Here is a 24,423-nt window from a genome sequence, read left to right on the forward strand (position 1 = left end):
CCCTATTCCCCGCCGACCCGCTCCAGGTACACGGCCTCCAGCAGGTCGAGTCTGTCCTTGATCACGCCCGGCGTTGCTTTGGGCTCCGGAGCGTCCAGGACCATCCAGGTGTCATTGTCCGCGTCGTACTCCGGCCACTCCGGGGCGCCATCGCCGTTCGGGTCGCCGGTGGCGGCAAAGCGGGTCCAGTAGCCGGCCATCGCATCGCCGAGGGCGGCGCCGTCCGCGCCCGGATAGCGCTCGGAGTCCGGGTCGCCCGGGTCGCCGAAGACGTAGGACACTTCGGAACCGTGGGGAGCGCCGGGGAACGTCTCCCGCTGCGCCTCGGGGACGAACTGGAAGTAGTAGGTGCGGGCCGGCGAGGAGACGGTCTTCATCTGTTCCGCGAGGTAGCGGGCGGAGATGACGTAGCGCTGGTCGCCGAACAGGGTGGCGGCGGCGATCCGTTCGGCGTCGGCTTCGGTCTCGCCGTCCGCGCCGTAGAGGGAGCGGGCCTGCCCTTCGCGCTCGCCGAAGGTGGCCAAGTAGTCGCCCGGGGTCATGGCGAAGGCGCGGAAGATCGTCCCCTCGAAGCTGTTGCCGCCGGTGATGTAGGGCACGTCGTGCTGCTCGCCCCTGGCGAACACGATGCCGGGCTCGTCCGGGAGTACGGTGCCCGTGATCGGCACCCAGAAGCCGGTGCCGAGGTTGATGAGTTCCTCGTACGGAAGCGCGCGAAGGTCGGCGGCCGAAGGCTCGTCTCCGAGATCGAAGGCGTCGGCGATCAGGGCTGCTCCCTGCTCGAGGGCGGAAGGCAGCCCCCAGCGCGCCTCGCTGAGGTGGGGCAGCCGCCAGGTGCCGTAGCCGCTCTGGGCGATCGCACGGTGGAACAGGCCGGCCGCCGCGGGCGTGCTCATCAGGGTGTTCACGGCCATCCCGCCGGCCGAGACGCCGAAGATCGTCACGCGGTCGGGATCGCCGCCGAAGGCGGCGGCGTTCCGCTGCACCCAGTCGAGGGCGGCCATCATGTCGAGCACCCCGTGGTCGCCTTCTGATTCGCCGGGGATCACGGCCACCCTGGCCAGGGCGGGGTGGGCGAAGAAGCCGAGGGCGCCCAGGCGGTACTGGATGCTGACGACGACGACGCCACGGCTTGCCAGGCCGGCGCCGCGGCCGGTCGCTGGAGCTTCGCCGAGCCGGCCGTTGCCGGCGCGGAAGCCACCGCCGTGGATCCAGACCATCACCGGGAGCGGTTCGTCGCCGGCCCGTTCGGTTGGTGTCCACACGTTCAGGTACAGGCAGTCCTCGCTCTGCGGGAGCTGGGCGCGGCTCTGCGGGCAGATGGAGCCATAGTCGCTTGCCTGGAGGGGGTCGGTCCAGGGCTCGACGGCCGCGGGTGGACGCCAGCGCATGTGGCCCTCGGGGGCCTGCGCGAAGGGGATGCCGAGACAGGCGGCGATGTCGTCGCTGCCTTCGGGGGCGAAGCCCTGGACGGGGCCGGCGTCGGTCTGGACCAGGAAGGGGTCGGACGGTTCGGCGGCGCAGGCGAGGAGGAGAGGGAAGACGAGGGGGAGGAAGGGGGTGGATCGGGTCTTCATGGTGGTTCAGTCCTGACCGCCGGCGGTCGGGGTTACGCCGGCCGAAGTGGGCCCGTGGCCTGGCTCGACGGCGATCGTCCGCAGCAGGTCGAGCATCGTCTGCCATCCGCGCTCGACGTTGTGCACGGAGATCCGCTCGTTGTTGCCGTGCACGCCGCCCTGATCCGACCCCGGAATGACGGCCGGCGAGAAGCCGTAGGCGACGATCCCGAGGTCGCGGAAGAAGTGGCTGTCGGTGAAGCCGGCGGTGACCGCCGGCAGGACGGTGGAGCCGGGGAAGCGGCGGGCGGTGACGGCTTCGATGGCGCGGTAGAGATCCGTGTCGGTCGAGGAGACGGCCGCCTTGAAGGACATCAGGACTTCGATCGAGATGGACGGCTGGTCGAGTCGCTTCCTGAGTTCGCGGATGAAGGCGCGCGGCTCCTGGTCGGGAAGCAGCCGGCAGTCCAGCTCCGCGGTCGCGGCGGGGGCGACGACGTTGATCTTGCTCGAGCCCTCGAGCCGGGTGACGGCGCAGGTGTTGCGGGTGAGAGCGTGGAGCATCGGGTTCGTCCGGTGCAGCGCGGCAAGGCGATCGGGTTCCGCGATCAGGCCCTCCGGATCGGCGAGTTCGGCTGCCGCGGACTCGAGTTCGGCCAGGTCCCGGAAGAAGTCGCCAACCGCGGGCACGATGCGGGGGGCGAACGGGTCCTGGCGGAGGCGTTCGAGCGCTTCGATCAGGTCGGTCACCGCGCTGCGGGTCGAGGGGCTCGATCCGTGGCCGGCGGGTCCGACCGCGTTCAGCCGCAGCCACATCGGCACCTTCTGCGTCACCTCGACGCTGAACACCACGCGGTTGCCCAGGAGCCGTCCGCTGCCGCCCTCGTTGAGCACGAGACCGACCCCTTCCAGCAGGTCCGGGCGGTTGCGCACGATCCAGCCGGCGCCGAGCCGCCCGCCCGCCTCCTCGTCCGCCGTGGCCAGGAAGATGACGTCGCGTCCGAGGGGCGCCCCCGAGCGGGCGAGGGCCAGAAACGCCTCCAGGTGCATGATGCCCAGGCCCTTCGTGTCCAGGGCGCCACGGCCGTTGAGGTAGCCGTTCTCGTAGGTTCCTGACAGCGGATCGTGCTTCCAGAACCGCGGGTCGGCGGGCACGACGTCGATGTGGTGGAGCAGGATGATGCCCGGGGCGGAGCCCCCTTCGAGCCGCGCCCAGATGCTGCCGCGGCCCGGCTCGGGCTCCACGGTCTCATAGGCGATCCCCTCGCGCTCGAAGATGTCCGCGAAGAACGCGACCGCTTCGCTTTCGTTGCCCGGCGGGTTCGTCGTGTCGATGCGGAGGTACTGCTGTAGCCGCCGCGAGGCCTCCGGCAGCCGCGGATCGCTGGAACCGTCCTGACCCACGACCGGCGCCGGCGCCAGAGCCAGGAGTGCAGCCATCGCCGGAACGATCACGGTGGCGGTGCGCATCGGGTTGGTGGTTGAAGCGTCCGAACGGTCGGTCGGTGAAGAGCAAGCATATGGCAAGCGGGGTGAACTCGCGGCGTCCGTCCCCGTACAGAAGGAAGAAGAGACGTGTCCGACGGGCGGCTTCTGTGTCTGGTCGCCGGTATGATCGCGCGGCTGCGTAACGACCGAAGACGGAAGGACCGAAGGAGAGGCCCTTGACCAGTTCACAACGAAGACTCGCGGCGTCCGTGCTGATGTCGGCGTGGCTGGCCCTCGCTTCGGCAGCGGCCTGGGGCCAGTACGGCGTCGGTGCCGGCGATTGGCCGTCCTACGGCGGCGACTTCGGCAGCACGAAGTACACCGCGCTCGACCAGATCGACCGGGACAACGTCGCCGATCTCGAGATGGTCTGGCGCTGGGAGTCGCCGGACAACGCCGAAGTGGCCGCGAACCCACGGGTGACGCCGTTTCAGTACAAGGTGACGCCCCTGATGGTTGGCGGCGTGCTCTACGTGTCGACCTCGCACGGCCAGGTAGCCGCGATCGACGGAGCCACCGGCGAGTCGAAGTGGGTCTTCGACACGGAGGACTGGCGAGTGGGGAGGCCCACGAACCTGGGCTACAACCACCGTGGCGTCGGCTACTGGACGGATGGAGAGCAGGCGCGGATTTTCATGCCGACGAACCAGGCCTGGCTGTGGGCGATCGACGCCCACACCGGCGAGCCGGTCGGCGACTTCGGCGTCGAAGGCAAGGTCGATCTCACTCAGGGTCTGGGCCGGCCGGTGCAGCGGCGCATCTACTCGGTCATCTCCGCGCCCATGATCATCGGCGACACGGTGATCGTCGGCTCTTCCATCTTCGATGGCCCAACGCGCAAGGAGATGCCGCCCGGCCACGTGCGCGGCTTCGATGTCCGCACCGGCGAGCAGAAGTGGATCTTCCACACGATTCCCCAGGGCGACGAGGTGGGTGTCGAGACGTGGGAAAACGATTCGTGGACCTACAGCGGCAACACGAATGTCTGGTCGCTGATGAGCGCCGACCCGGAACTGGGCACCGTCTACTTGCCGACCGGGACGCCGACGAACGATTGGTACGGTGGCCATCGCCTGGGCGACAACCTCTACGCCGAGAGCCTGATCTGCCTCGACGCGGACACCGGCGAGAAGGTGTGGCACTTCCAGTTCGTCCACCACGGCCTGTGGGACTACGACGTGCCGGCGGCGCCAAACCTTGTCGACATCACGGTTGATGGCAGGGAGATCAAGGCGGTCGCCCAGATCACGAAGCAGGGCTTCATCTACGTCTTCGACCGCAGGACCGGAGAAGCGGTCTGGCCGATCGAGGAACGGGAGGTCCCGCAGACCGATGTCCCGGGCGAGCGCACGTCGCCGACCCAGCCGTTCCCGACCAAGCCGGCGGCGTACGAGCACCAGGGGCTCGCGAGCGACGACATGCTGATCTCGTTCACGCCCGAGCTCCACGAAGCGGCGAAGAAGATCCGCGACAGGTGGGTGTACGGTCCGCTCTTCACACCGCCGTCGCTCCAGGGAACCATCCTGCTGCCGGGTTGGGGCGGCGGCGCGAACTGGTCCGGCGCGGCGGTCGATCCGGAAACGTCGATGATCTACATCCCGTCGTTCACCATGCCGATGGTGGCCAAACTGACGGAGCCGGACGGCGCCCGCTCGAACTTCCGGTACATCAATGGAATGAGTGGCCTCGAGAGCATCTTCCTGCCGGGACCGATGGGCCTCCCTCTGACCCGGCCTCCTTACGGACGGATGACGGCGATCGATCTCAACACCGGCGAGCACGCCTGGATGAAGCCGCTCGGCGACGGACCGCGGGCGCCGATCGAGAGGATCACCGGTGAGGATCCGGGGCCTCTGGGTGCCCCGCCGGCGGCAGGTCCTCTGCTGACCAAGACGCTCCTGTTTCAGGCCCAGGGTGGCGGCGGGATCATGGGCGGTCCGGGCGGCGAGGGCGGTTCCGTGCTGCGGGCGCACGACAAGAAGACGGGCGACGTGATCCAGGAGATCGAGCTCGACCTGGCGCCGGGTGGTACGCCGATGTCGTACGAGATCGCCGGGCGGCAGTACATCGCCCTGGCGGTCGGCGGCGGGGACCGGGCCGAGATCATCTCCCTGGCCTTGCCGAAGGCAAACCAGGAGGGCTGACCGATGAAGCTCCTGTCCCTGCTGCGGAACGGTCAGGCCGCGATCGGCGTGCTGGCTGACCAGGACACCGTTGTCGACCTTGGCGTCGCCGCGTCGGACCTGCCTCGCGGCATGTGTCGGTTTCTGGCCGCCGGCGAGCAGGCGCTGGAGGCGGCGCGACGCGCGGTCGACTCGGGGGCCGGCCGCGTGCCGCTGGCCGAACAGACGCTGCTCGCCCCGGTGCCGCGGCCCCGCAAGTTCTTCGCCATCGGCCTGAACTACGCCGACCACGCGGCGGAGACCGGACAGCAGCTTCCCGAGTTCCCGACGGTCTTCAACAAGCAGGTCACGTGTGTCAACCGGCCGGGAGGGGACATCCACAGTCCGCGGGCGTCCTCCGCGGTCGACTACGAGGGCGAGTTCGCCTTCGTCGTCGGCCGCCGTTGCCGCGGCGTGGCAGCGGCCGACGCCGGCTCCGTGATCGCTGGCTACACGATCGTCAACGACGTGTCGGTCCGCGACTGGCAGCGGCGCTCGCCGACGATGATCCTCGGCAAGGGCTGGGACACCCACGGTCCGATGGGTCCCTTTCTCGTGACGGCCGACGAGGTCGACGACCCTCACTCGCTCGGCATCCGCACCTGGGTCAACGGCGAGTTGAGGCAGGACTCGAACACCCGGGAGCTCGTCTTCGACTGTCCGAAGCTGGTCGAGACGATCTCCACGATGTGCACCCTTGAGCCTGGCGACGTGGTCAGCACCGGCACGCCCGCCGGCGTCGGCCTGGGCTACCGGCCGCCGAAGTTCCTGGTGCCGGGCGACGTCGTTCGGATCGAGATCGATGGTCTCGGAGCGCTGGAGAACCCGGTCGTCCCGGAGCCGTAGGTGCTCGGCTGCTGGCCTAGCTGCGCCCGCGGCCGACCGTCATCCGGATCTCGCGCTTCTTGCCCTTGCCGGCCCGTAGCTCGACCTTGAGCGACTGGACTTCCTTCTGCGTCAGGGGCGCGCCGGTGGAGTAGCCGAGCATGTACTGGCTCTGCAGTTCCCGGCTGATGTGGTCGTAGGCCTCGAGCAGGCTCTGCATGTTGGCGACGTAGTACACCCGACCGCCGCTCGCCTTGGCGATCCCCTCCAGGTCGGGCTTGCGCAGTCCGCGGCCGAGGGGGCCGGTGTTCGCCATCGAGAGGACGTAGATCGGGACGCCCGAGTTCTCCGCGGTGCGCAACGTCTTCCGGTAGCCGCTCTGGCTGCCGTAGTCGTCGCCGTCGGTGAGAATGACCAGAGCGCGGCGTCCCTGATCGCGGGCGAGTTCGACAAGGCCGAACTGCATCGCGTCGTACAGGGCCGTGAGGCCGTCCGCCTGGAGTTGGTCCAGGTTCTCGATGAGCTGGACGACATCGTGCGTCAGACTGGCGATCATGCGCGGCCGGCTGTCGAAGTCGACGACGAAGGCCTGGTCGATCCTGGTCAGGACGCTGCCCAGGAACTGCGCCGCGGCGCGGCGAACGTCGGGCATGATCGTCATCATGCTCCCCGACGTATCGACCGCCAGGCCGAGCACCAGGGGAACGTCTTCGGCGACCGCGAAGCGCTCGATCGGAATCTCGCGCCGCCCGGCTCGCAGCACGAAGTCCTCTTGCGAAAGGCTGGTGATGGGGTTGCCTTCCTCGTCGTTGATCACTGCGTAGACCTCTACGAGGTTGACTAGCGTTTCCGCCACCAGATCGTCGGCGGAGAGGAACCGGACCTCTTCGACGACGCTGCCGTCCTCGAGGTAGACGGCGAGGCGGGCGAAGTCTGCGCCGGGTTGGGCGGGGCCCGGCAGCCGGGTACGCCAGGGCGGCCGGTTGAGCGTCGCGGCGAGTCGTTCGTTCCGGTAGAACTCGATCCGGTCGAGTCGTTCGTCCTCGTCGAGCCGGACGTCGGCTTCGACATCGAAACTGTCGTCCGGCCCGGCGGTGACGGTCTTGAAGGCGATCCGGGTTTCGGCCCGCGAGCGGTTGATCGGCAGTTCGTCCCGGCCCAGCGGCGCATCGGATCGGCTGTAGGCGATGGCCTGGATGACGTGCTCGGTCAGTTCCTCGCCCAGGTCGATCGTCGCGGAGAACGGGCGGCGCTTGTCGTCGGAGACGAGTTCACCGTCGAGGTAGAACTCGACCCGGCGGACGGCGTCGCTCCTGGTCACGATGTCGAAGGTCCTGCGCCCGCTGAGGCCCGAGCGCTGGCCGCGGGGAGGCAGGAGGCGAATCAGGGTCCGCGCGGGCTCGGATTCCTCGCCATGGACGGAGCGCGTCGCGTCGGCGTCGTTCGTGCGCCCGAACACATGCTCGCCGGCTCGGGCGTCGGCGATGATCTCGGCCTCGGTCCGCTGGCGAGAACCGCCGGTGCCGTCCGAGGTCAGCAGCTCGGTGTCGCTGCGTGCGTCGAGGGGTTGAGAGGCCGCCTCGAGGAACGCGACGCGCCAACGGTCGGTCCTCAGATCCTCCACGATCAGGACGAGTTCGTCGATGGCGATCGGCAGGTCGATCAGGGTCCGGAACCTCCAGGCGCCACCGATCAGGTCGGCGCCTGCTCCCAGCCGATGCAGGAGCAGGGGCGGAGCGTCCAGCCCGCGTCCGTGCAGGGTGACGCGGAGCGCCTCGCTCGTCTTCGGCGCCCCGGCGGCGAAGGTCACGAGACCGTCCACCGTGACCAGCTCGGAGGGCGTGCCGGCCGCCAGCGTCTCGATGTCCTGTGGCAGGAGCACGCTGCGAACGGCGAGTTCGTCGCTGCCCGGGGGGACCGGGTTCTCGTTGTCGCTCGCCACGATGTCCAGGGCTTGCGCGGCGCGCAGCGCAACCAGGTCGGATGGCGCGGCGACGGTGGCCCAGCGGCGGGCCGCGACCTCGCTGGGGGGGCCGCGAACGCCCGAGGGCGAGATCCGGACGTCGACTGGGTGGGGCGCCCCGTCGGGCATGCCCGTCGACTCGTACCGCACCCGCCATGAAGGGGTGAGGCGTTCGATGGCCGCGGTCAGTCCGTCCCGATCGGTCACGACTTCGCCCGCACTCGCTTGAGCGAAGAGGGCCTGTTGCGCCTGACGGCCGGGCAGGAGGCCGTCGACGCGTTCGTCCGGTGGAGCGACCAGCAGCGGATAGACGCGCCAGCCCAGTGCCGCGATCGTCCGGGTCAGGCTGCGCTGCCGCCGCTGTTCGCCGCGGGACCTGGAATCGACGGTCGTGGTCGGCTCGTCCAGGACGCGGCGGGCGAAGGCGCCCAGGTCCAGGTCCACGGCATCCTGGACCAGGAAGAGAACTCGAGGCGAACGGGACGTGGATGTCCCGCCAAGGACGGCTTCGAGCAGACTTTCGCGTTGCCAGGCGAGTACATCCAGCTCCAGTTGGAAGCTCTCGAAGAGATCGGCCGCCAGTCTCGACGCCACGGCGGTGTCAGCCGAAGCCCTGACCGAGTCGGCTCGAGCCCGGAGTCTGAAGAGCCGTCCCGCCCGTCCGGCCTGCAGCGCCAGTTGGTCCGTGGTCTGCCGGATCACTTCCGGGTCGTCCGTGGGATCCAGCACGGTCTCGGGGAGCCGGTCGGCGGTGACGATCTCGACGTCGCCGAGAGCAACCAACTGGTCGGCGGCCTGGCCGATTGCCTCTGCGGCCGCCTCCACGCCTTCCGGCGTGGAGCCGGGCATGTCGAAGTACACGAGGATCCGCCAGCGGCCGGCTACGGGCTCGACGGCCAGCACCTTGCGGGGCGCTCCGTTTTCGACGACCTCGACGGCCCCGGCGCTCAGGCGAAGATCGGGCTGACTTGGAACCTGGAAGACGATCTGGGACTGCCGACTCAGGATCTGCGCCGCGGTCGGCGGCACCTGGATCAACCCGGCGACGGTCACCGCAGCGAGCGCGGCCCGCCAAGGCGTGATGCGCGACGAACGCGACCGCATACAGGCAGCCTACCGCACCTCGCGGCCCTCGATGGTTCTCGCCACCACGCCACCTCGGGCGAGTTCCACGCTGACCTGACGCCAGTTGGGTCCGCCCGGCTCTTCCTGCGGGTAGTAGGTGAGCAGGTAGTGGCTGCGCAGCTCGCGGCTGATGGAGTCGAAGATCGGCGCGAGGTCCTGGTCGTGACGCACGTAGTAGACGCGGCCACCGCCGGCCCTCGCCATCCGTTCCAGTTTGCTGACGAAGGTCCGGGTACTGAAGCTGCGGCCGTCGGTACGCGCGGCCTCGTCGTTCATCAGCACGAGGTAGACCGGTACCCGGGCGCGGCGCGCCTGCTCCAGGCTCTGTCTGAAGGCGGCGTCGGAGTCCTCGTCGTCGCCGTCGTAGAAAACGACCAGAGCCTTACGCCCTCGAAGTCCCTCCAACTGGTCCAGCGCGAGGGAGAGGGCGCCCCAGACAGCGGTGCGACCTCGCGGACGCAGTGATCCGATGCCGCCGCGCACCGCGTTCAGGTTGTACGTGGCGGCGCGGATCAGCCGCGGTTCGGTGCCGAAACCGACCAGGAACGCGCGGTCCCGGCTGGCCTCGAGCGAGTCGAGGAACGCGGTTGCGGCGCGCTTGACGTCGGGCATGCGCAGGAACAGGCTGCTCGACGTGTCGATTGCCAGGCCGAGCGTCAGGGGAAGGTCGAAGGCGACCCGGAACGACTCGAGTTCCTGGGCGCGGTCGTCCTCGAAGATCGAGAACTCGGCGGCTTCCAGATCCCGCACCGGTTGTCCGGAACGATCCGTTGCGACGACATAGAGCTGTACGAGCTCGACACCGATGCGAGCCGAGAGGCCGGGGCGGTTGAGGAAGACGACGTCCTCCGCGATGCGGCCGTCCACCAACTGGGCCTCGACCCGCAGGAAGGTCTCCGGATCCCCGACGGGCACCAGGACCTCCCGGCGGAACGGTTCCTCGGTGGCCGTTGCCGCCAGCCGGTCCTTGACAAAGAAGCGCATCTCGGCGAGGCGGCCGCCGCGCGGAACCTTGACTTCGGCGGCGACATCGACCGGACCGGCCTGGGGACCGCCCTCCGGTTCGGTGATGCTCACCCAGAACGCGTGCGGGGGCTGGTTGACGAGCAGTTCGTGCCGGTCGAGTTCGAGGTCCTCGGCATCGAAGGCCACGGCCTCGACCCGGCCGAGGCGGTCGCCACGCCCAAGGTCGATCCGCGCCCGGTACGGCGCCCTGTTGCGGGCCGCCACGCGCCGGCCGTTGTAGTAGAAGACGACGCGCTCCACGCGGTCGGCGAAGGCTTCCTGCACTTCGGCCACGAAGGCCACCCGACCGCGCCGGTCGTTCGGATCCTCGCGTCTGACGTTGATCGCTCGCGCGAGCGTGCGGGACTCGGCGTCGGTCCTCGGGTCCTCCAGGTCGACGAAGTCGACCAGGGTGTAGCCCCAGCGTCCCGTGGCGAGGTTCTCGGCCAGCACGATCGCGGAGTCGGTACCCGGCGGGAGTTGGAGCGGCCGCTCGAAGGACAGGTGTTCATCGCCGGGCTGTGCGAATGGCGGACCGTGACTCGTGACCACGCTTCCGTCTTCGCGGTGGAGTCCGGTGCTGACCCGCCACGATGCGGCTTCACCTCGTGGAGTGCCGACCGGTGGCACGATCGTGCTGGTCAGCCGTCCGACCGTCCGCCCGGGCGACGTGGACTCGATCTGGATCGAGGCGACGACTTCGACGCCGCTTCCGCCACCGCCCTCGAACTCGCTGTCGAGATCGCCCTCGAAGGCGCGCCGCAGCCGCACCTCGGCGACGTCTTCCGGCGAACCCGCGCCCGCCACCACGGTCGGCGCCCGGAGGTCCTGAACTTCATCTCCCGATAGCAGTTCGAGGGCACCGGCAGCGGTGGCGCGGTCCGGAAGCTGGAACGTCGCCTCGAAACGGCGAGGAAGCCGCTCGATCCAGTCGGCGATCTCCGCGCCGTTCGAGAGAACCTCGCCGCCGGTGGCATCAGCGACTGCGCTCCATTCCGACGGCTGGAGGAAGAGCCCGAGTTCCTCTTCCACGGTCTGTTGCCCCCCGGAGCGGGGCCGGTTGAAGCGGAGGGTGAAACCGACCGTCACCTCGTTCGAACGGATGTTGACTCCGTCGTCGCCCTCTCCGGGCGCGAAGGCGACCGGCGCCGCGGTCCAGCCGAAGGCGGCCGCGGTTCGGGCCAAGGGCCTGAGATTCGGCATGGTGGCCGCCTCCACCGCGAGCGAACCCGCCGTCGGCACAAGGTTCAAGTAGTAGCTCAGCGGATCGGTGGCCAGACCGTCTGCGAGCAGAACCAGGTGTCCTCGCGCGCCCTGCCCTTCGCCTGGTTCGATGTTGTCGTCCGGGTCCGACTCTTGGGCTTGCATCGTTGCGCGCCGGAGATCTTCACGCTCGGCCAGGAACGCGACCAGTTCGTCGATCTGAGCCGCCCGCATCGCCGCTTCCTCGCGCATCGCGTCGGTTGCCATCTGCCGGAGCAGGGCGTCCAGCTCGGCGACCCGTTCGTCCCCGGGGCCGGCCTGGCTACGCCGTGCCCTCGAGATCTCGATCTGCCGTTCGCTGTCGAAGAGGCGTCGCCTCTCCACCAGCGCGCTCGCGGCCTCCTCGCTGACCACCAGGCGGCTCAGCGCGGCCGCGGCCAGCTCGAGATCCCGCGTCGGCGGGAGAATCGTCCGGGCCGCCGGGTCGGCGACCACGATCTCCAGGCTGCCCAGTTCTAGCAGGACATCGAGGCGGTCGAGCAGTGCGTTCGCGAGTTGATGAACCGAGCCCGGCGTCGTCAGAGCGAAGTCGATGTAGACCAGGGTCCGCCAACCGTCTTCGGCCCTGGCGATCCGTTCGACTTCGACTTCCGTGCCGTCGATCCGGAGCTCGAGCTGCCCGTCCAGGTCGCTCGCCGAGGCCCCGTCCGCTTCGAACGTGACGACGGTTCGCTGGCCCAGGACAGCCCCCGCCGCCAATGCCAGCAGGAGCCCCGTCAGGACCGACCGGAGCGAGCGAAGTGACACGCCGCTCTAAGCGATGATCTGGTGGATCGGCTGCGCGCCCTCGACGCCGACCAGCTTCTGGTCGAGGCCGGCGTGGAAGTAGGACAGGGCGTTCGGGTCGAGGCCCAGTTGCTGGAGCACCGTGGCGTGGAGGTTCTTCACGTGGAACCGGTCGACCTCGGCCCGGTTGCCGAGTTCGTCCGTCTCGCCGACGCTCGTTCCGCCCTTGATCCCGCCGCCCGCCATCCACATCGTGAAGCCGTAGGCGTTGTGGTCACGGCCGGTGCCCTCCGCGTACTCCGCGGTGGGCTGACGGCCGAATTCCCCGCCCCAGATGACCAGAGTGCTGTCGAGAAGGCCCCGCTGCTTCAGGTCGCGCAGCAGACCGGCGATGGGCAGGTCCGTGCCGCCGGCGTGATACTCGTGATTCTTGACCAGATCGCCATGGGCGTCCCAGTTGTGGTCGTTGTGGTTGCCGCCGGAGTAGACCTGGATGAAGCGCACGCCGCGCTCGACCAGGCGGCGCGCCAGCAGGCACCGCCGGCCGAAGTCCTTCGTGCGATCCTGGTCCAGACCGTAGAGGCGGCGGATCTCCTCCGACTCATCAGACAGGTCGACCGCCTCCGGCGCATGCTGCTGCATCCGGTAGGCGAGTTCGTAGCTGGCGATGCGGGCCGCGAGTTCGCTGTTCTCGGCCCTCGTCGCGGCGTGCTCCTCGTTGTACTCGCGCAGGCGGTCGAGGAGTCTTCGCTGGGCCTGGCGCGACATGCCGGGCGGCGGGTCGAGCGCCAGGATCGGCGTCCCGCTCGAGCGGATCACGGTGCCCTGGTAGCTGGCGGGCATGTAGCCGCTCGACCAGTTCTTGGCGCCGCTGATCGGACCGCCGGTGGGGTCGAGCATGACGACGAATCCGGGCAGATTCTCATTCTCCGTCCCCAGGCCGTAGTTCACCCAGGAACCGAGCGCGGGGCTGCCGGAGAGAATGCGGCCGCTGTTCATCTGCAGCATTGCCGAGCCGTGAAGCGGCGCGTCCGCCGTCATCGAGTGGATGAAGGCGATGTCGTCGACGCAGCCGCCGAGGTTCGGGAAGAGGTCGGAGACCCACTTGCCGCACTCGCCGTACTGCTTGAACTTCCACTTTGGTCCGACCACCCGCCCCTGGTTCCGCGAGCCGCCTCGCCCCTTCGTCCTGATCTCGATCGTCTTGCCGTCCAGGGGGTAGAGGTCCGGCTTGTAGTCGAAGGTGTCGACCTGGCTGGGGCCGCCGTACATGAACAGGAAGATGACCGCCTTCGCCGGGCCGTCGAAGTGGGGCGGCCTGGCGGCGAGGGGGTTCTTCCACTCGGTCACGCCGTCGGCCGCGACGGTCTGCGCGGCGAGGAAGTCGTCCGTGCTGAGCATGCCGGCGAGGGCCACGGAGGTGAAAGCACCTCCTGCCTCCCAGAGGAACTCGCGCCGGGTCTGACCGCAGAAGGTATTGCGTGGGCGTTCATTGTCGTAGGTCATCGTTCCGCTCCTCAGTCGAGACGGGTCTCTCAATCCAGATAGGCGAACTCGTTCAGATTCAACAACAGAAGGGAGTAGCTGGCAAATGCCGCTTCGGGTTCGAAGCCTTCCTCCCGTTCCAGCTCCTCGATCAGGCCGACGCCTCGGGCGACTTCGACCCGTTCGGCCCGTCTCGCCAGCACGGCCTCGAGCGCCTCGGTCACGCGATCTTCGACCGTACCGTCGGCGCCCTCGATCCGCGCCGCGAGCGCCCTGGCCTGCTTGCTCATGAAGTCGCCGTTCAGCATCATCAGCGCCTGCGTCGGCTGGGTCGTGGTAAAGCGCACGGGGCAGGTCGAGTCGGTGTCGGCCAGGTCGAGACTCTCCAGCAGCGGGTGCAGCAGAGAGCGCTTGACGTGGATGTAGATGCTGCGCCGCGCCGCCTCGTCGGGCGTCGCCTCGCCCCAGGCCTTGTCGGGCTGGGACGCCGTGGCCAGCACCTCCGCCGGCATCGGCGGGTAGACGCTCGGGCCGCCGACTTCGAGGTTCAGCGTGCCGGTCGCGGCGAGGACCGAGTCCCGGATCTCCTCGGCCGCCAGACGCCTCATGTTGAAGCGGCTGAACAGGTCGTTGCCGGGATCGACTTCGAGGGACCCCTCCGGCGGCCGCGAGGACATCTGGTAGGCGCGGCTCGTCATGAGCAGCCGGTGCATCGACTTCAGGCTCCAGTCCCGCGCCGTGAACTCCGTGGCCAGCCAGTCTAGGAGTTCCGGGTGGGTCGCGGGCTCGCCGAAGCGGCCCAGATCGTTGGGCGTGGGCGACAGGCCGCGGCCGAAGTGGTATTGCCAGAGGCGGTTCGCCATCACCCGGGACGTGCGCAGGTTGCCGTCGGCGGCGATCCAGCGGGCCAGGGCCAGGCGCCTTCCGGTCGTGGGGGAGTCGGGAGACCGGGGCTCGAACCCCGGGTCCGCGTCGCCGAGGATGAGCGGGAAGCCGGGCTCGACCCGTTCGGCCGGCGCATGGGGGTTGCCGCGGATCAGGACGTGCGTCGGCGGCGCTTCCGGACCGAGCTCCTTCACGCGCAGGACATCGATCAGGTTCGCGGGCGGACCTTCCACGGGCGGACCGCCAGCTTCCGCCGTTCCCAGGTCGGCCGGGATCCAGTCCGTGTAGTTCTCGGGTGTGGGCTCGTTGCCGCCGCCGACCTTGTAGGGCGCGATGCCCCGGAAGAACGACAGCATCCGGTAGTAGTCCGTCTGCGGGATCGGGTCGCCGCGGTGGTTGTGGCAGCGGGCGCAGCCAATCGACATGCCGAGCATGACCCGGGACGTCGTGTCGAGAACCGAGTCGAGGTCGTCGTACTGCGCCAGTTCCGTGTCGGTGGGCTCGTCGTCCCAGATGCCCAGCCGCAGGTAGCCGGTGGCGATGACCGATGCCGCGGTCGGGTTGTCGAGTTCGTCGCCGGCGAGTTGATGGGTCAGGAACTCGTCGTACGGCATGTCCGCGTTCAGCGCGTCGATCACCCAGTCGCGGTAGCGCCAGGCGGAGGGCTTCTTGCGGTCGCGTTCGTAGCCGTCCGTCTCCGCGTAGCGGACGAGATCGAGCCAGTGCCGGCCCCAGCGCTCGCCGTAGTGAGGGGATGCGAGCAGGCGGTCGATCAGGCGTTCCCAGGCGTCCGGGCGCTGGTCCTGCTCGAATGCCTCGACCTCCTGGAGGGTCGGCGGCAGGCCCGTCAGGTCATAGCTCGCGCGCCGGATCAGGGCGCGGCGGTCGGCCGGCGGCGGCGGCTCGAGGCCGGCCGCCTCGAGTTTGGCAAGCAGGAAATGGTCGATGGGGCTGAGCGGCCAGTCCGAGTCCGCCACGGCCGGGACGTCCGGTCGCACGAGCGGTCGCACGGACCACCATTCCCGGTCGGCGTCGGTGATCTCGAACGCGTCCTCGGCCGGTGCGACCTCAGTGAGCTCGTCTTCGTCACCTCCGAACGGAGCGCCGAGCAGCACCCACTGCCGGATCACCTCGAGGTCCGCCTCGGCGAGTCGGCCCGGCGGCGGCATCTGCAACTGTTCGTCCTCGTACGCGATCGCGTGGAGGAGCAGGCTCAGGGCGGGCTCGGAGGTCGAGACCGCCGGTCCCCGTTCGCCCCCGCGCAGGAGTCCGGCCCTCGTCGTCAGGAGGAGACCGTTCTCGGCCCGTTCCGGGTCGGAGTGGCACATGAAGCAGTTCTGCTCCAGCACCGGCCAAACGTTCTCTTCGAACAGCTTGATGCCGTCCGCCGGCGTCTGGGCGGTCTGGGCGCCGCCAGAGGCCGCGAACAGCAGGGCAAGCAGGATCGCCGGACCGGCGACGACCGCAGATCCCGTCCGCTGCGAGCAGCCTGGCATGGTGCCGGCGATCATACCGCGTTGCGGCAAGCCGGCGTCAGCATGGAGAGCGGGTCCAGGCGGAGTCGGTGCGGCCTGTACACTCATCGGCGGTTTGAGCACGCACCGACACGGCGCCCTGCCGGCGCCGCACGACGTGACGGCGACCCTGCTGCTGAGTTGCGACGATGCGATCGGCATCATCGCGACCGTCACCGGATTCGTGAACGATCACGGCGGGATCATCTGCTCGTCCGAAACCCACCGCGACGAGGAGCAGGGCAAGTTCTTCCAGCGTCTGGAGTTCGAGATCGACCACTTCGATCTGGATCGGGAGACGATCCGGCCGCTGGTGGAGTGGGAGATCGGCGACCACTTTTCGGTCCGGAGCCGGATCGCGTTCTCGGACCAGGAGCAGCGGGTCGGGGTGTTGGCGTCGAAGCCGGCCCATTGCCTGCACGACATCCTGTCGCGCTGGAGATTGGGCGAGCTTCCGGGGCGGCCGGTGTGCATCATCAGCAACCATCCCGACCATGTGGCGGAAGCGGAGTACAACGGCCTCCCGTACCACCATCTGCCGGTGACTCGGGAGACGCGCAGCGAGCAGGAAGAACAGATGATCGGGATCCTCGAGGAGGCCCGGGTCGACCTCGTCGTGCTGGCGCGCTACATGCAGATCCTCACGCCGCGGTTCCTCGAGTGCTTCCCGAACCGGGTGATCAACATTCATCACTCGTTTCTGCCGGCCTTCCCGGGCGGCAGTCCGTACCGTCAGGCCTACCTGCGCGGCGTCAAGGTCGTCGGCGCCACTGCCCACTACGCGACGGCGGAACTCGACCAGGGACCGATCATCGAGCAGGACGTGACGCGGGTCAGCCACCGCGACTCGGTCACGACGCTGGTGCGCCGGGGCAGGGATCTGGAACGGGTGGTGCTGGCCCGCGCGGTTCAGGCCCACCTCGAGCACCGGGTCCTCGTGGTGGATAACCGGGCGATCGTCTTCGGCTGACCGCCGCGAAGCGGCGAATCCCTCTGCGGGAGCATCTACCGCTCGGCGCAGGCCGTACGCAACTGCCGCGATACCTGGGCGAACGCCGGGTCGTTTCCGGCGAAACGTCTGCCGTCTTCCACCAACGCGAGTGCTTCGTCGCAGCGGTCGGTCTGGGCCATGATGGCGGCCAGACGCAGGCGGGCCGGCGTGAGGTCGGGGCGAACGGCGAGGGCTGCGGCGAAGGCCCGCGCTGCCTCCTCGGGACGGCGCAGATCGAGGAGGACCATGCCGAGGACGAAGCTGGTTTGGGGTTCCGTCCGATCGAGCTGCTGCGCTGTCCGGAGTTCCCGGGCGGCGTCCTGCAGGCGGCCCTCGATGGCAAGGATGCCGCCGAGTTCGGTGCGCAACCGAGCCTCGTCAACGGCGACGAACTGTGCCGAGCGGAGACTCCGTTCGAGGGCGGCCCGAGCCTCTCCTACCCGATTCTGCTGTCGCAGCACGACGCTGAGCGCCTGCACGGCGGCTGCGTCCGAGGGGGCGTTGGCGACGCGTGTGCGCAGGATTTGGAGCGCTTCCTCCGGCCGTCCCGACGATGCGAGGGCGGTGGCGCGACGGGTCCCTGCTTCGGCATAGTCGGGGTCGAGCGCCAGTACACGGTCGTAGCGCTCCAGTGCTTCCGCGGGCCTGCCTGCTCGGTCGAGGAGGAGTGCGAGCTGGTAGTGGGCCTGCTTGTAATCGGGGGCCAGCTCGGTCGCCCGGGTCAGGTGCCTGATCGCCTCGGCCGCCTGGCCGCGGTTCGCCAGCAGTTGGGCGAATTCGAAGTGGGCCGACGTTTGGTCAGGGTCGAGCGCCAGGAGTTCTTCGTAGGCGGCCTCGGCCTGCTCGAACTGACCGGCGTCGACGTGGGCCAGTGCGAGGTGCTTGCGTGCCTCCAGGTTCGTCGGATCCGCTTCGATGGCGCGGCCGAAGACGGTCGCCGCGGCGGCGAACTCGCCGGCCTGCACCGCGATCAGGCCCTGCTGGACCAGGGCGGCGCTGCCGGCAGGCAGGTAGGCGAGTTCCCGGACCAGGGGGTCGTCGAACGGGAAGTCGGTGTGGCTTGCCTCCGCCAGGTGCTGCGCTGCGCGGTCTTCATCGCCCAGGCGGCGCCAGGCCATGGCGAGCGAATAGTGTCCGCGGCCGGCTCCTGGTTCAGCGGCTACGGCGCGCTCAAGGTAGTCAGTCGCGGTCTCCGTGTCGCCTCGGTCCAGAGCGAGTAACCCGAGTCCGTACAGGGCCGGCGGGAAACCGGGTCGCAGTTCCAGCGCTCTGTTCCAAAGCGCGGTCGCCTCGTCGGTGCGGCCACGCTCGACCTCCGATTGGGCGAGGCGCTGGATCGCCGGCACCAGCTCGGGTTCGACCGCCAGTGCCGCGCGGTAGGAGTCAGCCGCCGTGTCGTGGTCGCCGCGGGTCTCCTCGGCGAAACCGCGGAGGTAGGGCCAGCGATGGTCGGATGGGTCAAGTCGCTGCGCTTCCCGGTAGCAGTCCTCGGCCGCCTCGAGCGCCGTGAAGGCGTGGCTGTCGAGGAGTTGCGCGCCGTGGTAGAGCCGGCCGAGCTCGCCGACGGCGGCGGCCAACTCGGGGCCGGCTGCGCCGGCATCCTCGAGCGAGCGAATCCTGTGCTCCAGGCTGGCGACCTGGCTGCGGACCGCCGGATCGTGGGCTTCGTAGCTGGAGGGGAGCGGCAGGCGCTCGGCGCCGCCGCACCCGAGGATGGCTAGCAGAGCGCCCGCGAACCAGTGACGGTTCATCGTCGGCTCTCTCCCTGGCGGAGTTCGTGGTAGGTGAGCGGCGGGAGTGCTCCGAAGGACTCGTCGGCGCCGCCAAGCCAGGAGATCTGGACGTCCTCGACTTCCGCGGACCCGAGTCCGATCAGCACGCGTGGATCGCTTGACGAGGCGTAGCTCATCGCTGTGCGGACCCGGCGCGTGATCGTCCGACCGTCGTCCAGCACGACACGGACCAGGCTTCCGATGGCGTCTCGGTCGCCGTCCGCGGTGACCAGGCGGAGACCGATCCAGCCGTTGTCCTGGCCGACCAGGTTGAGCAGCAGCCGCGCCGGTCCGTTGTTGTTCGTGATGAGAACGTCCGTGTCTCCGTCGTTGTCGACGTCGCCGAAGGAGGCTCCACGGGAGACCTCATAGGCCGCGAAGGCCGGTCCCCCAAGCGACGACGCATCTTCGAAGCGACCGTCGCCCAGGTTGCGGAAGAGCTGGTTCGGTTGGCCGAAGCGCCGCTCGTGGTCACTGCCGGCGGCCGCGCGCGTGGCCGCGGCCTCGCCGGAGCGGGCGCGATCCAGGCGCCGCACGGCGCCGTTCACCGCCAGGAGGTCGAGGTCGCCGTCGTTGTCGAAGTCGATCCAGCCGGTGCCGAAGCCGGTCATCGGCAGACTGGGAGTGTCCAGGCCGGCGGGCATGCCGGCGTCGGTGAACAGGCCGTCGCCGTCGTTCAGGTAGAGGGTGCTCGTCTCTCCCGTGATGTGGGTCACGTAGAGATCCTCGTCGCCGTCCCCATCCAGGTCACCGGCATCGACGCCCATGCCCGCCTCGGCCTCGCCGCGGCGATTGACCGCCGAGCCGCCGAACAGGGCCCGGTTCTCGAAGCGGCCGCCACCACGGTTCATCCACATCTGGTTCGGCATGCCGTCGTTGGCGACGTAGAGATCGAGCCGGCCGTCGAGGTCGAGGTCGGCCGGCACCGCGCCGAGGCCGTTGCCGAACTCGCTGGCGAGGCCGGCGCGATCCGTCGTCTGTTCGAACTGCCCGTCGCCGAGGTTGTGTAAAAGACGGTCCGGCTCGGCGCGGTAGGTCTTCGGGCTGCAGTAGTCCGGCTCGCCGCTGCCGAAGGTGCAGAGCGTGTGGCTGCCGAGGTTGAAGTCGACGTAGTTGGCAATGAACAGGTCGAGCGTGCCGTTGCCGTCGTAGTCGAAGAAGGCGGCCGGAACGCTCCACCTGGGATCGTCGGCTCCTGCCACGGCTGTCACGTCCTCGAAGCGGCCATTGCCTACGTTCCGCCAGAGCCGGTTGGGGCCCAGGTTCGTCACGTAGAGATCGACCTGGCCGTCCCCGTCGAAGTCTCCGGCGGCGACGCCCATGCCGTAGCCCGCCTCTTCGATGCCGGAGTCCTCTGTTGCGTCGACGAAGCCCAGTTCGCCGGTTTCGGCCAGTTCGTTGCGAAACAGGCGGTCACGGGTGGGTGAGCCGGCCGCGTTGGCGGCCGGCCGCAGATCGGCTCCCTGAACCAGGTACGCGTCGAGGTCGCCGTCGCCGTCGACATCGAAGAGCGCCGCGCCCGAGCCCATGATCTCGGGCAGCAGGTAGCGGCCGCGGGCGCCGTTTTGGTGCCGGAAGATGAGGCCGACTTCGGCGGCCCGTTCGTGGAAGGCGGCAGGCTCCGCCGGGGTCGCTGGTGCGTGCGAAGTCACCGGTTCCCCGCCGCGGCCGATCCGTGGGTCTTCGGCGCAGCTAAGGAACCCGGCCATCGTGATCAGGAGGACCGTAGCGAGCGCGTGGGGTTTCAGCGGCATCGTACCGAGTGTATGGAGCGGGCAAGGGAAAGGGGAGAGAGCCGAAGCCCTCTCCCCCTCGAGTCGCTGGAACCGGGGCTTGCGACCTCGGTTCTGTGGATCCGTCCTAGAACCGGAACTTGATGTTGGCCCGGATCTGCCGCGGGCGCTGGAAGAACCGGCGCACGGGCAGCACCTCGCCGGCGCTGTTCCAGGAGCGGCGGCGCTGCTGGTTCGTCGCGTTCAGCACCTCGACCCGAAGTTCGCCCCGGACGTCCCCGAAGCCCATGGGGAAGCCCCAGGCGCCGCTCAGGTTGAGCGTGTACTCATCCGCGGTTCGCCGGCCCTCCGTGCCCGAGGGGTGGAGGGGGAAACCGACGCCCGTGTTCGAGGTCCCGGGCCGCTGGTTGGCGTTCGCGTCCGTCACGTCGACCGGCAGGCAGATCGGAATCGTCGGCGGGATGCCGGGCGGCCTGGGACCGCAGGGCCTCTCGTAGCCTGCGCCTGACGAGGTGTTCCAGGGCGTTCCGGTCTGGAACGTGAGGTGACCGCCGAGCGTCAGGTCCTGGTTGCCCAGTCGCCAGGTCTTGAAACCGAACGAGTTGTAGATCCACTCGCGGTCGTAGGAGCCGTTGGCGCCGCGCCGGTTGATCATGCTTGCCGGATAGCCGAGCCAGTCCGTCAGGCGGGCGACGCAGTCCTCCGGATAGAGCGGCGTCCGGCCGGTACGGCGGTCGGGTCTCGTCTGGGCCGCCTGGCAACTGTCGATGTTCTGCTGGTTCAGAACGACGTGAGCCGCCTCGAGGTAGGTGCTGTTCGTGTTGTTCCACCAGGCGCCGGCGCCGGTCGTGTCGGTGCTGGCCCAGGCGAGGTTGTTGTAGAGCGCCCAGCCGTCCGCGAAACGGCGGTTCAACTGGACCTGAACCCCCTTGTACGCGTTCTTGGCCGGGTCGGCCAACTCGAGTGCCTCGCGATTCAGTTGGGCCGGACGTGCGGCCGGATCGTAGCCCTGGGCGGCCCAGGTCGCGGCGCGCGCGTCGTCGAACGCGATCAGGATCTCCTGGAGGTCGTGGTAGTTCTCCGTCACGCCGATGTTCCGGCCCTTGTGGTCGAGCTGGTTGTTGGAGAACATCATGTCCTGCAACTGCCATTCGATGTACTTGACGTCGAGGGCCCAGTTCGGCCGGAACTGCCACTCGAGGCCGAGAATCGCCTCCTGCTTGTAGTAGGTCTGCACGTCGTAGTCGAAGACGCCAGCCTGCACGGCATCCCACATGAGACCCGGCGTCGTCAACTCCCACGAGAGGTTGTAGCCCGGCAGCGGTGCGCCGACCGTTCCGGCGTGAAGCGAGTCTCTCCGCTGGGGAACCCGGCAGCCGTAGTTCGTCAGGCCGAGGAACTGCAGGAAGTCGAACGTCGCGATGTCCGCCGGGTCGCAGAAGAGGAAGACTTCGTGCCCCTCGTAGCCGTTCCACAGGTCGTGCATGCTGGGAACGTTCGAGTCTCCACCCGAGATCCACGCCTGGTTCAGCATTGCGTGGTACTGGCCCCAGCTCGCGTTGAGCAGCAGGGCGCCGTCACCCTTCACGTCGTAGGAGAGGTTGATCCGCGGGTCGACGTAGGTGTCGTCGATCACCTGGCGCCGGACATCGTTCCAGGCCTCCTGGTTTTCTGCCCTGAGGCCGACGTTGACCACCCAATGGTCGCCGATCGTGAAGCGGTCGCGGACGTAGAAGCCGATGTCCCGAACCTCGGTGTCGCCGCTGCCGCGGCCGACGCAGGTGCCCGGCGTGCGGACGACCTCACCGTTGATGTGCTCGACCGTGGTCGGCCGGTGGGGCAAACCGTCGGGGGCGTTGCCTTCGCAGGTCAGGAACGTCGAGTTGTGGTCGGTGAAGTAGCAGGTCCGGCCGCGGATCGCCGAAGTCCCGGTTCGCGTGAACGGAGTGGCGCAGGTGTCGTCGGCGATCGTTCCGGCGCCGAGGAACCCGAACGGGTTCGTCGGGTCGAAGCCCCAGCCCTGTAGCAGGGGAACGCGGGCATTCTCGCCCTCCCACTTCGTGTCCTGGTAGTCGATGCCGTACTTCAACTCGTGGTTGGCGCCGACGAACTGGGTCAGGCCGACGTTCGCCTGCTCGCGTGGGAAGGCGTTGAAGCCGAAGCCGTCCGAGAGGATCCAGCCGTTGTGCCAGGAAGCGAGGTTCTCCGCATCCCGGTACACGTTGTAGTTGTTGCCGGGATAGAAGATGCCCAGGCTCGGGTCGAACGGGAAGCGCAGCGGATAGCTGGTGTCGCCGCCCGACGTGTTCGTCGCCGTGTGACCGGCGACCGGTCCGCGGTCGAGGGACTTCGCCTGCAGGCAGGTCTCCACCATGCGTGCCGGGGTCTCCGGATAGTTGTCCTGGGACAGCCACTCGAGGATCGGAATCCCGTCCACCGCCTGGGCGGCCGGGTTCTCCTGTTCCAGGAGGTCGTGGCAGGCCAGGAACTTGTTTTCCTGGGTCTCCTGGTCGGCGATCTTCGCCTCCAGGAACCAGTCGCCCGAGATCGCCCAGTTCCAACTGATCGTGGAGAGGACGCTGTCGTTCTCGTGCGGCGTCGGCGTCCAGTAGTCGTAGGACTGCCAGTTGAAGTAGTTCCTGAATGCAGGCGTGTCGATCCCCGAGGCGGCGAAGGAGTGGCTGGGCGACGGCTGCATGTTCAGCTTGAGGATGCGGGCGTCGGCGTACAGGCTGACGTCGTAGGGATCGCCTCCCAGCAACCGCTCGGAATACGCGTCGTCGAACTCGCTCACGCCCAGGAAGAACCACGCCTTGTCCCGCCGGAGTGGCCCGCCTGCCGAGAACTCATAGCCGTCGCTTGAGCCGGCCCACTCGTCGCTGCCGGGCAGGCAGGCGTCGCGGTTGATCGTGGAGACTTCTTCCACGATGCTGGGCGGAATCTGTCCGCGGCCCTGGTCCCGTTCGTCGCCGTGGCAGCGCCGGAACCAGTCCACGGGGTACGGCCTGTTGCGGCGTTCCGCAATCGAGGGCTGGTCCTTGTAGTCGGCGCTCCAGTCGACACGCTGGTGGTTCCAGAGGACGTCCGCGTGCCAGCGGTTCGTGCCCGACTTGACGATCACGTTGGTCGACGAGCCGATGTAGCGGCCGTACTCGGCGGACGAGCCGCCCGCCTCCATCGAGACCTCGGTAAGCGCCGTCGTCGGCAGGAAGACGCGGCTGCCGCCGAACTTGGCGAACGTCGTGTCGACGCCGTCGACATAGACGCCCTGGTCGGCGAAGTGGGTGCCGTTAACGGACGGCCTAGTCTGCTGGATGTCGTCGTTCTCCGCGTCGGCGGTGACGCCCGGAAGGGCGTTGATCACGCCGTAGTAGGTGCGCGTCGTGCCGGCGGTCTGCTCGCCGATCTCGGACGTCACCGTACTGCCGGCCGTCACGTTGAACTTGTCGACCATGGGCGTTTCGGCCGTGACGTCAACGACGCCGCCCTCGACCGCCGCCTGCAGCGTGAGGTCCACGGCCTTGCGGTCGCCGGCGGCGGCGTGGAAGGTCGCCTGGGCCGCGCCCAGGCCCTCCAGTTCCGCCGTCAGTTCGTAGGTGTCGGGCACGACGCCGACGAACCGGAACTGGCCGTTCTCGTCGGTAACCGCGAACTTGTCGCCGCGGGGACTTGACAATGTGACGCTGACACCAGGAAGGGTGGAGCCCCCCGGGTCAACGATCGTGCCGCTGACGGTCGCGGTCTCCGGTGCGTCGGCGAAGGCGCCCACGGGGACCAGCAGCAACAGGACTAAAGAGAGTCGCTTCATGAACTCCTCCTCGGAGTGCTAGCAATGGTGAAGCGACTATACGACCAACCTGAGTGGCGTCAAACCGGATCCAGAGGGTTGGATGATCGACATGAAGAAAGGGGAGAGAGCCGAAGCCCTCT

12 protein-coding genes are annotated in these 24,423 nt (G+C 68.7%); 3 read left to right on the top strand and 9 right to left on the bottom strand.

From position 1 onward, the window contains the following. Positions 1 to 2: 2 nt before the first annotated feature. Both OXG83_04065 and OXG83_04070 read right to left on the bottom strand, forming a co-directional pair. Positions 3 to 1,577 (bottom strand): carboxylesterase family protein, encoded by a 1,575-nt coding sequence (locus OXG83_04065; protein MCY3964194.1) that lies wholly within the window; start codon positions 1,575 to 1,577, stop codon positions 3 to 5. Positions 1,578 to 1,583: 6 nt separating this feature from the next. Beyond that, positions 1,584 to 3,026, bottom strand: a complete 1,443-nt coding sequence (locus OXG83_04070) for a M20/M25/M40 family metallo-hydrolase (protein MCY3964195.1) — start codon at positions 3,024 to 3,026, stop codon at positions 1,584 to 1,586. A 194-nt stretch (positions 3,027 to 3,220) separates the two neighbouring features. On the opposite strand from OXG83_04070, the gene OXG83_04075 reads away from it, so the two are divergent. Both OXG83_04075 and OXG83_04080 read left to right on the top strand, forming a co-directional pair. Next, positions 3,221 to 5,188, top strand: a complete 1,968-nt coding sequence (locus OXG83_04075) for a pyrroloquinoline quinone-dependent dehydrogenase (protein MCY3964196.1) — start codon at positions 3,221 to 3,223, stop codon at positions 5,186 to 5,188. 3 nt (positions 5,189 to 5,191) lie between these two features. Beyond that, positions 5,192 to 6,052 carry a fumarylacetoacetate hydrolase family protein gene (locus OXG83_04080; protein MCY3964197.1) on the top strand — a complete coding sequence of 287 codons (861 nt, stop codon included), beginning with the start codon at positions 5,192 to 5,194 and terminating at the stop codon, positions 6,050 to 6,052. A 16-nt stretch (positions 6,053 to 6,068) separates the two neighbouring features. Here the strand turns inward: OXG83_04080 and OXG83_04085 are convergent, their stop codons facing one another. The 4 genes from OXG83_04085 to OXG83_04100 are packed head-to-tail and all read right to left on the bottom strand — an operon-like array spanning position 6,069 to position 15,994. Continuing rightward, positions 6,069 to 9,098, bottom strand: a complete 3,030-nt coding sequence (locus tag OXG83_04085) for a VWA domain-containing protein (protein ID MCY3964198.1) — start codon at positions 9,096 to 9,098, stop codon at positions 6,069 to 6,071. Between the two features lie 9 nt (positions 9,099 to 9,107). After that, positions 9,108 to 12,134, bottom strand: coding sequence for a VWA domain-containing protein (locus tag OXG83_04090; GenBank protein MCY3964199.1), 3,027 nt, complete (start codon positions 12,132 to 12,134; stop codon positions 9,108 to 9,110). Between the two features lie 6 nt (positions 12,135 to 12,140). After that, positions 12,141 to 13,619 (bottom strand): DUF1501 domain-containing protein, encoded by a 1,479-nt coding sequence (locus OXG83_04095; GenBank protein ID MCY3964200.1) that lies wholly within the window; start codon positions 13,617 to 13,619, stop codon positions 12,141 to 12,143. A gap of 29 nt (positions 13,620 to 13,648) precedes the next feature. Continuing rightward, the gene (locus OXG83_04100; GenBank protein ID MCY3964201.1) at positions 13,649 to 15,994 is read right to left on the bottom strand and encodes a PSD1 and planctomycete cytochrome C domain-containing protein; all 2,346 of its coding nucleotides are present in this window, start codon (positions 15,992 to 15,994) and stop codon (positions 13,649 to 13,651) included. Positions 15,995 to 16,073: 79 nt separating this feature from the next. Here OXG83_04100 and purU point away from each other — a divergent pair, with 79 nt between their 5' ends. After that, positions 16,074 to 16,967: a formyltetrahydrofolate deformylase gene (gene purU, locus OXG83_04105; protein ID MCY3964202.1), complete on the top strand. Its 894-nt coding sequence runs from the start codon at positions 16,074 to 16,076 to the stop codon at positions 16,965 to 16,967. A gap of 35 nt (positions 16,968 to 17,002) precedes the next feature. On the opposite strand, the gene OXG83_04110 is transcribed toward purU, so the two are convergent. The 3 genes from OXG83_04110 to OXG83_04120 all read right to left on the bottom strand — a co-directional run bounded on the left by OXG83_04110 (position 17,003) and on the right by OXG83_04120 (position 24,301). Beyond that, positions 17,003 to 18,739 carry a tetratricopeptide repeat protein gene (locus tag OXG83_04110; protein MCY3964203.1) on the bottom strand — a complete coding sequence of 579 codons (1,737 nt, stop codon included), beginning with the start codon at positions 18,737 to 18,739 and terminating at the stop codon, positions 17,003 to 17,005. After that, positions 18,736 to 20,514 carry a CRTAC1 family protein gene (locus OXG83_04115; GenBank protein ID MCY3964204.1) on the bottom strand — a complete coding sequence of 593 codons (1,779 nt, stop codon included), beginning with the start codon at positions 20,512 to 20,514 and terminating at the stop codon, positions 18,736 to 18,738. The genes OXG83_04110 and OXG83_04115 overlap by 4 nt, the downstream gene beginning before the upstream one ends. Before the next feature lie 106 nt (positions 20,515 to 20,620). Then, the gene (locus OXG83_04120) at positions 20,621 to 24,301 is read right to left on the bottom strand and encodes a TonB-dependent receptor (GenBank protein ID MCY3964205.1); all 3,681 of its coding nucleotides are present in this window, start codon (positions 24,299 to 24,301) and stop codon (positions 20,621 to 20,623) included. Positions 24,302 to 24,423: the final 122 nt, after the last annotated feature.

The organism is Acidobacteriota bacterium (assembly GCA_026707545.1).
Lineage (GTDB): Bacteria > Acidobacteriota > Thermoanaerobaculia > Multivoradales > Multivoraceae > Multivorans.

Coding starts and splice junctions, on each gene's coding strand:
- OXG83_04095 (MCY3964200.1), bottom strand. CDS start 13,619: ATGACCTACGACAATGAACGCCCACGCAATACCTTCTGCGGTCAGACC.
- OXG83_04120 (MCY3964205.1), bottom strand. CDS start 24,301: ATGAAGCGACTCTCTTTAGTCCTGTTGCTGCTGGTCCCCGTGGGCGCC.
- OXG83_04065 (MCY3964194.1), bottom strand. CDS start 1,577: ATGAAGACCCGATCCACCCCCTTCCTCCCCCTCGTCTTCCCTCTCCTC.
- OXG83_04115 (MCY3964204.1), bottom strand. CDS start 20,514: ATGCCGCTGAAACCCCACGCGCTCGCTACGGTCCTCCTGATCACGATG.
- OXG83_04070 (MCY3964195.1), bottom strand. CDS start 3,026: ATGCGCACCGCCACCGTGATCGTTCCGGCGATGGCTGCACTCCTGGCT.
- OXG83_04085 (MCY3964198.1), bottom strand. CDS start 9,098: ATGCGGTCGCGTTCGTCGCGCATCACGCCTTGGCGGGCCGCGCTCGCT.
- OXG83_04080 (MCY3964197.1), top strand. CDS start 5,192: ATGAAGCTCCTGTCCCTGCTGCGGAACGGTCAGGCCGCGATCGGCGTG.
- OXG83_04100 (MCY3964201.1), bottom strand. CDS start 15,994: ATGATCGCCGGCACCATGCCAGGCTGCTCGCAGCGGACGGGATCTGCG.
- OXG83_04110 (MCY3964203.1), bottom strand. CDS start 18,739: ATGAACCGTCACTGGTTCGCGGGCGCTCTGCTAGCCATCCTCGGGTGC.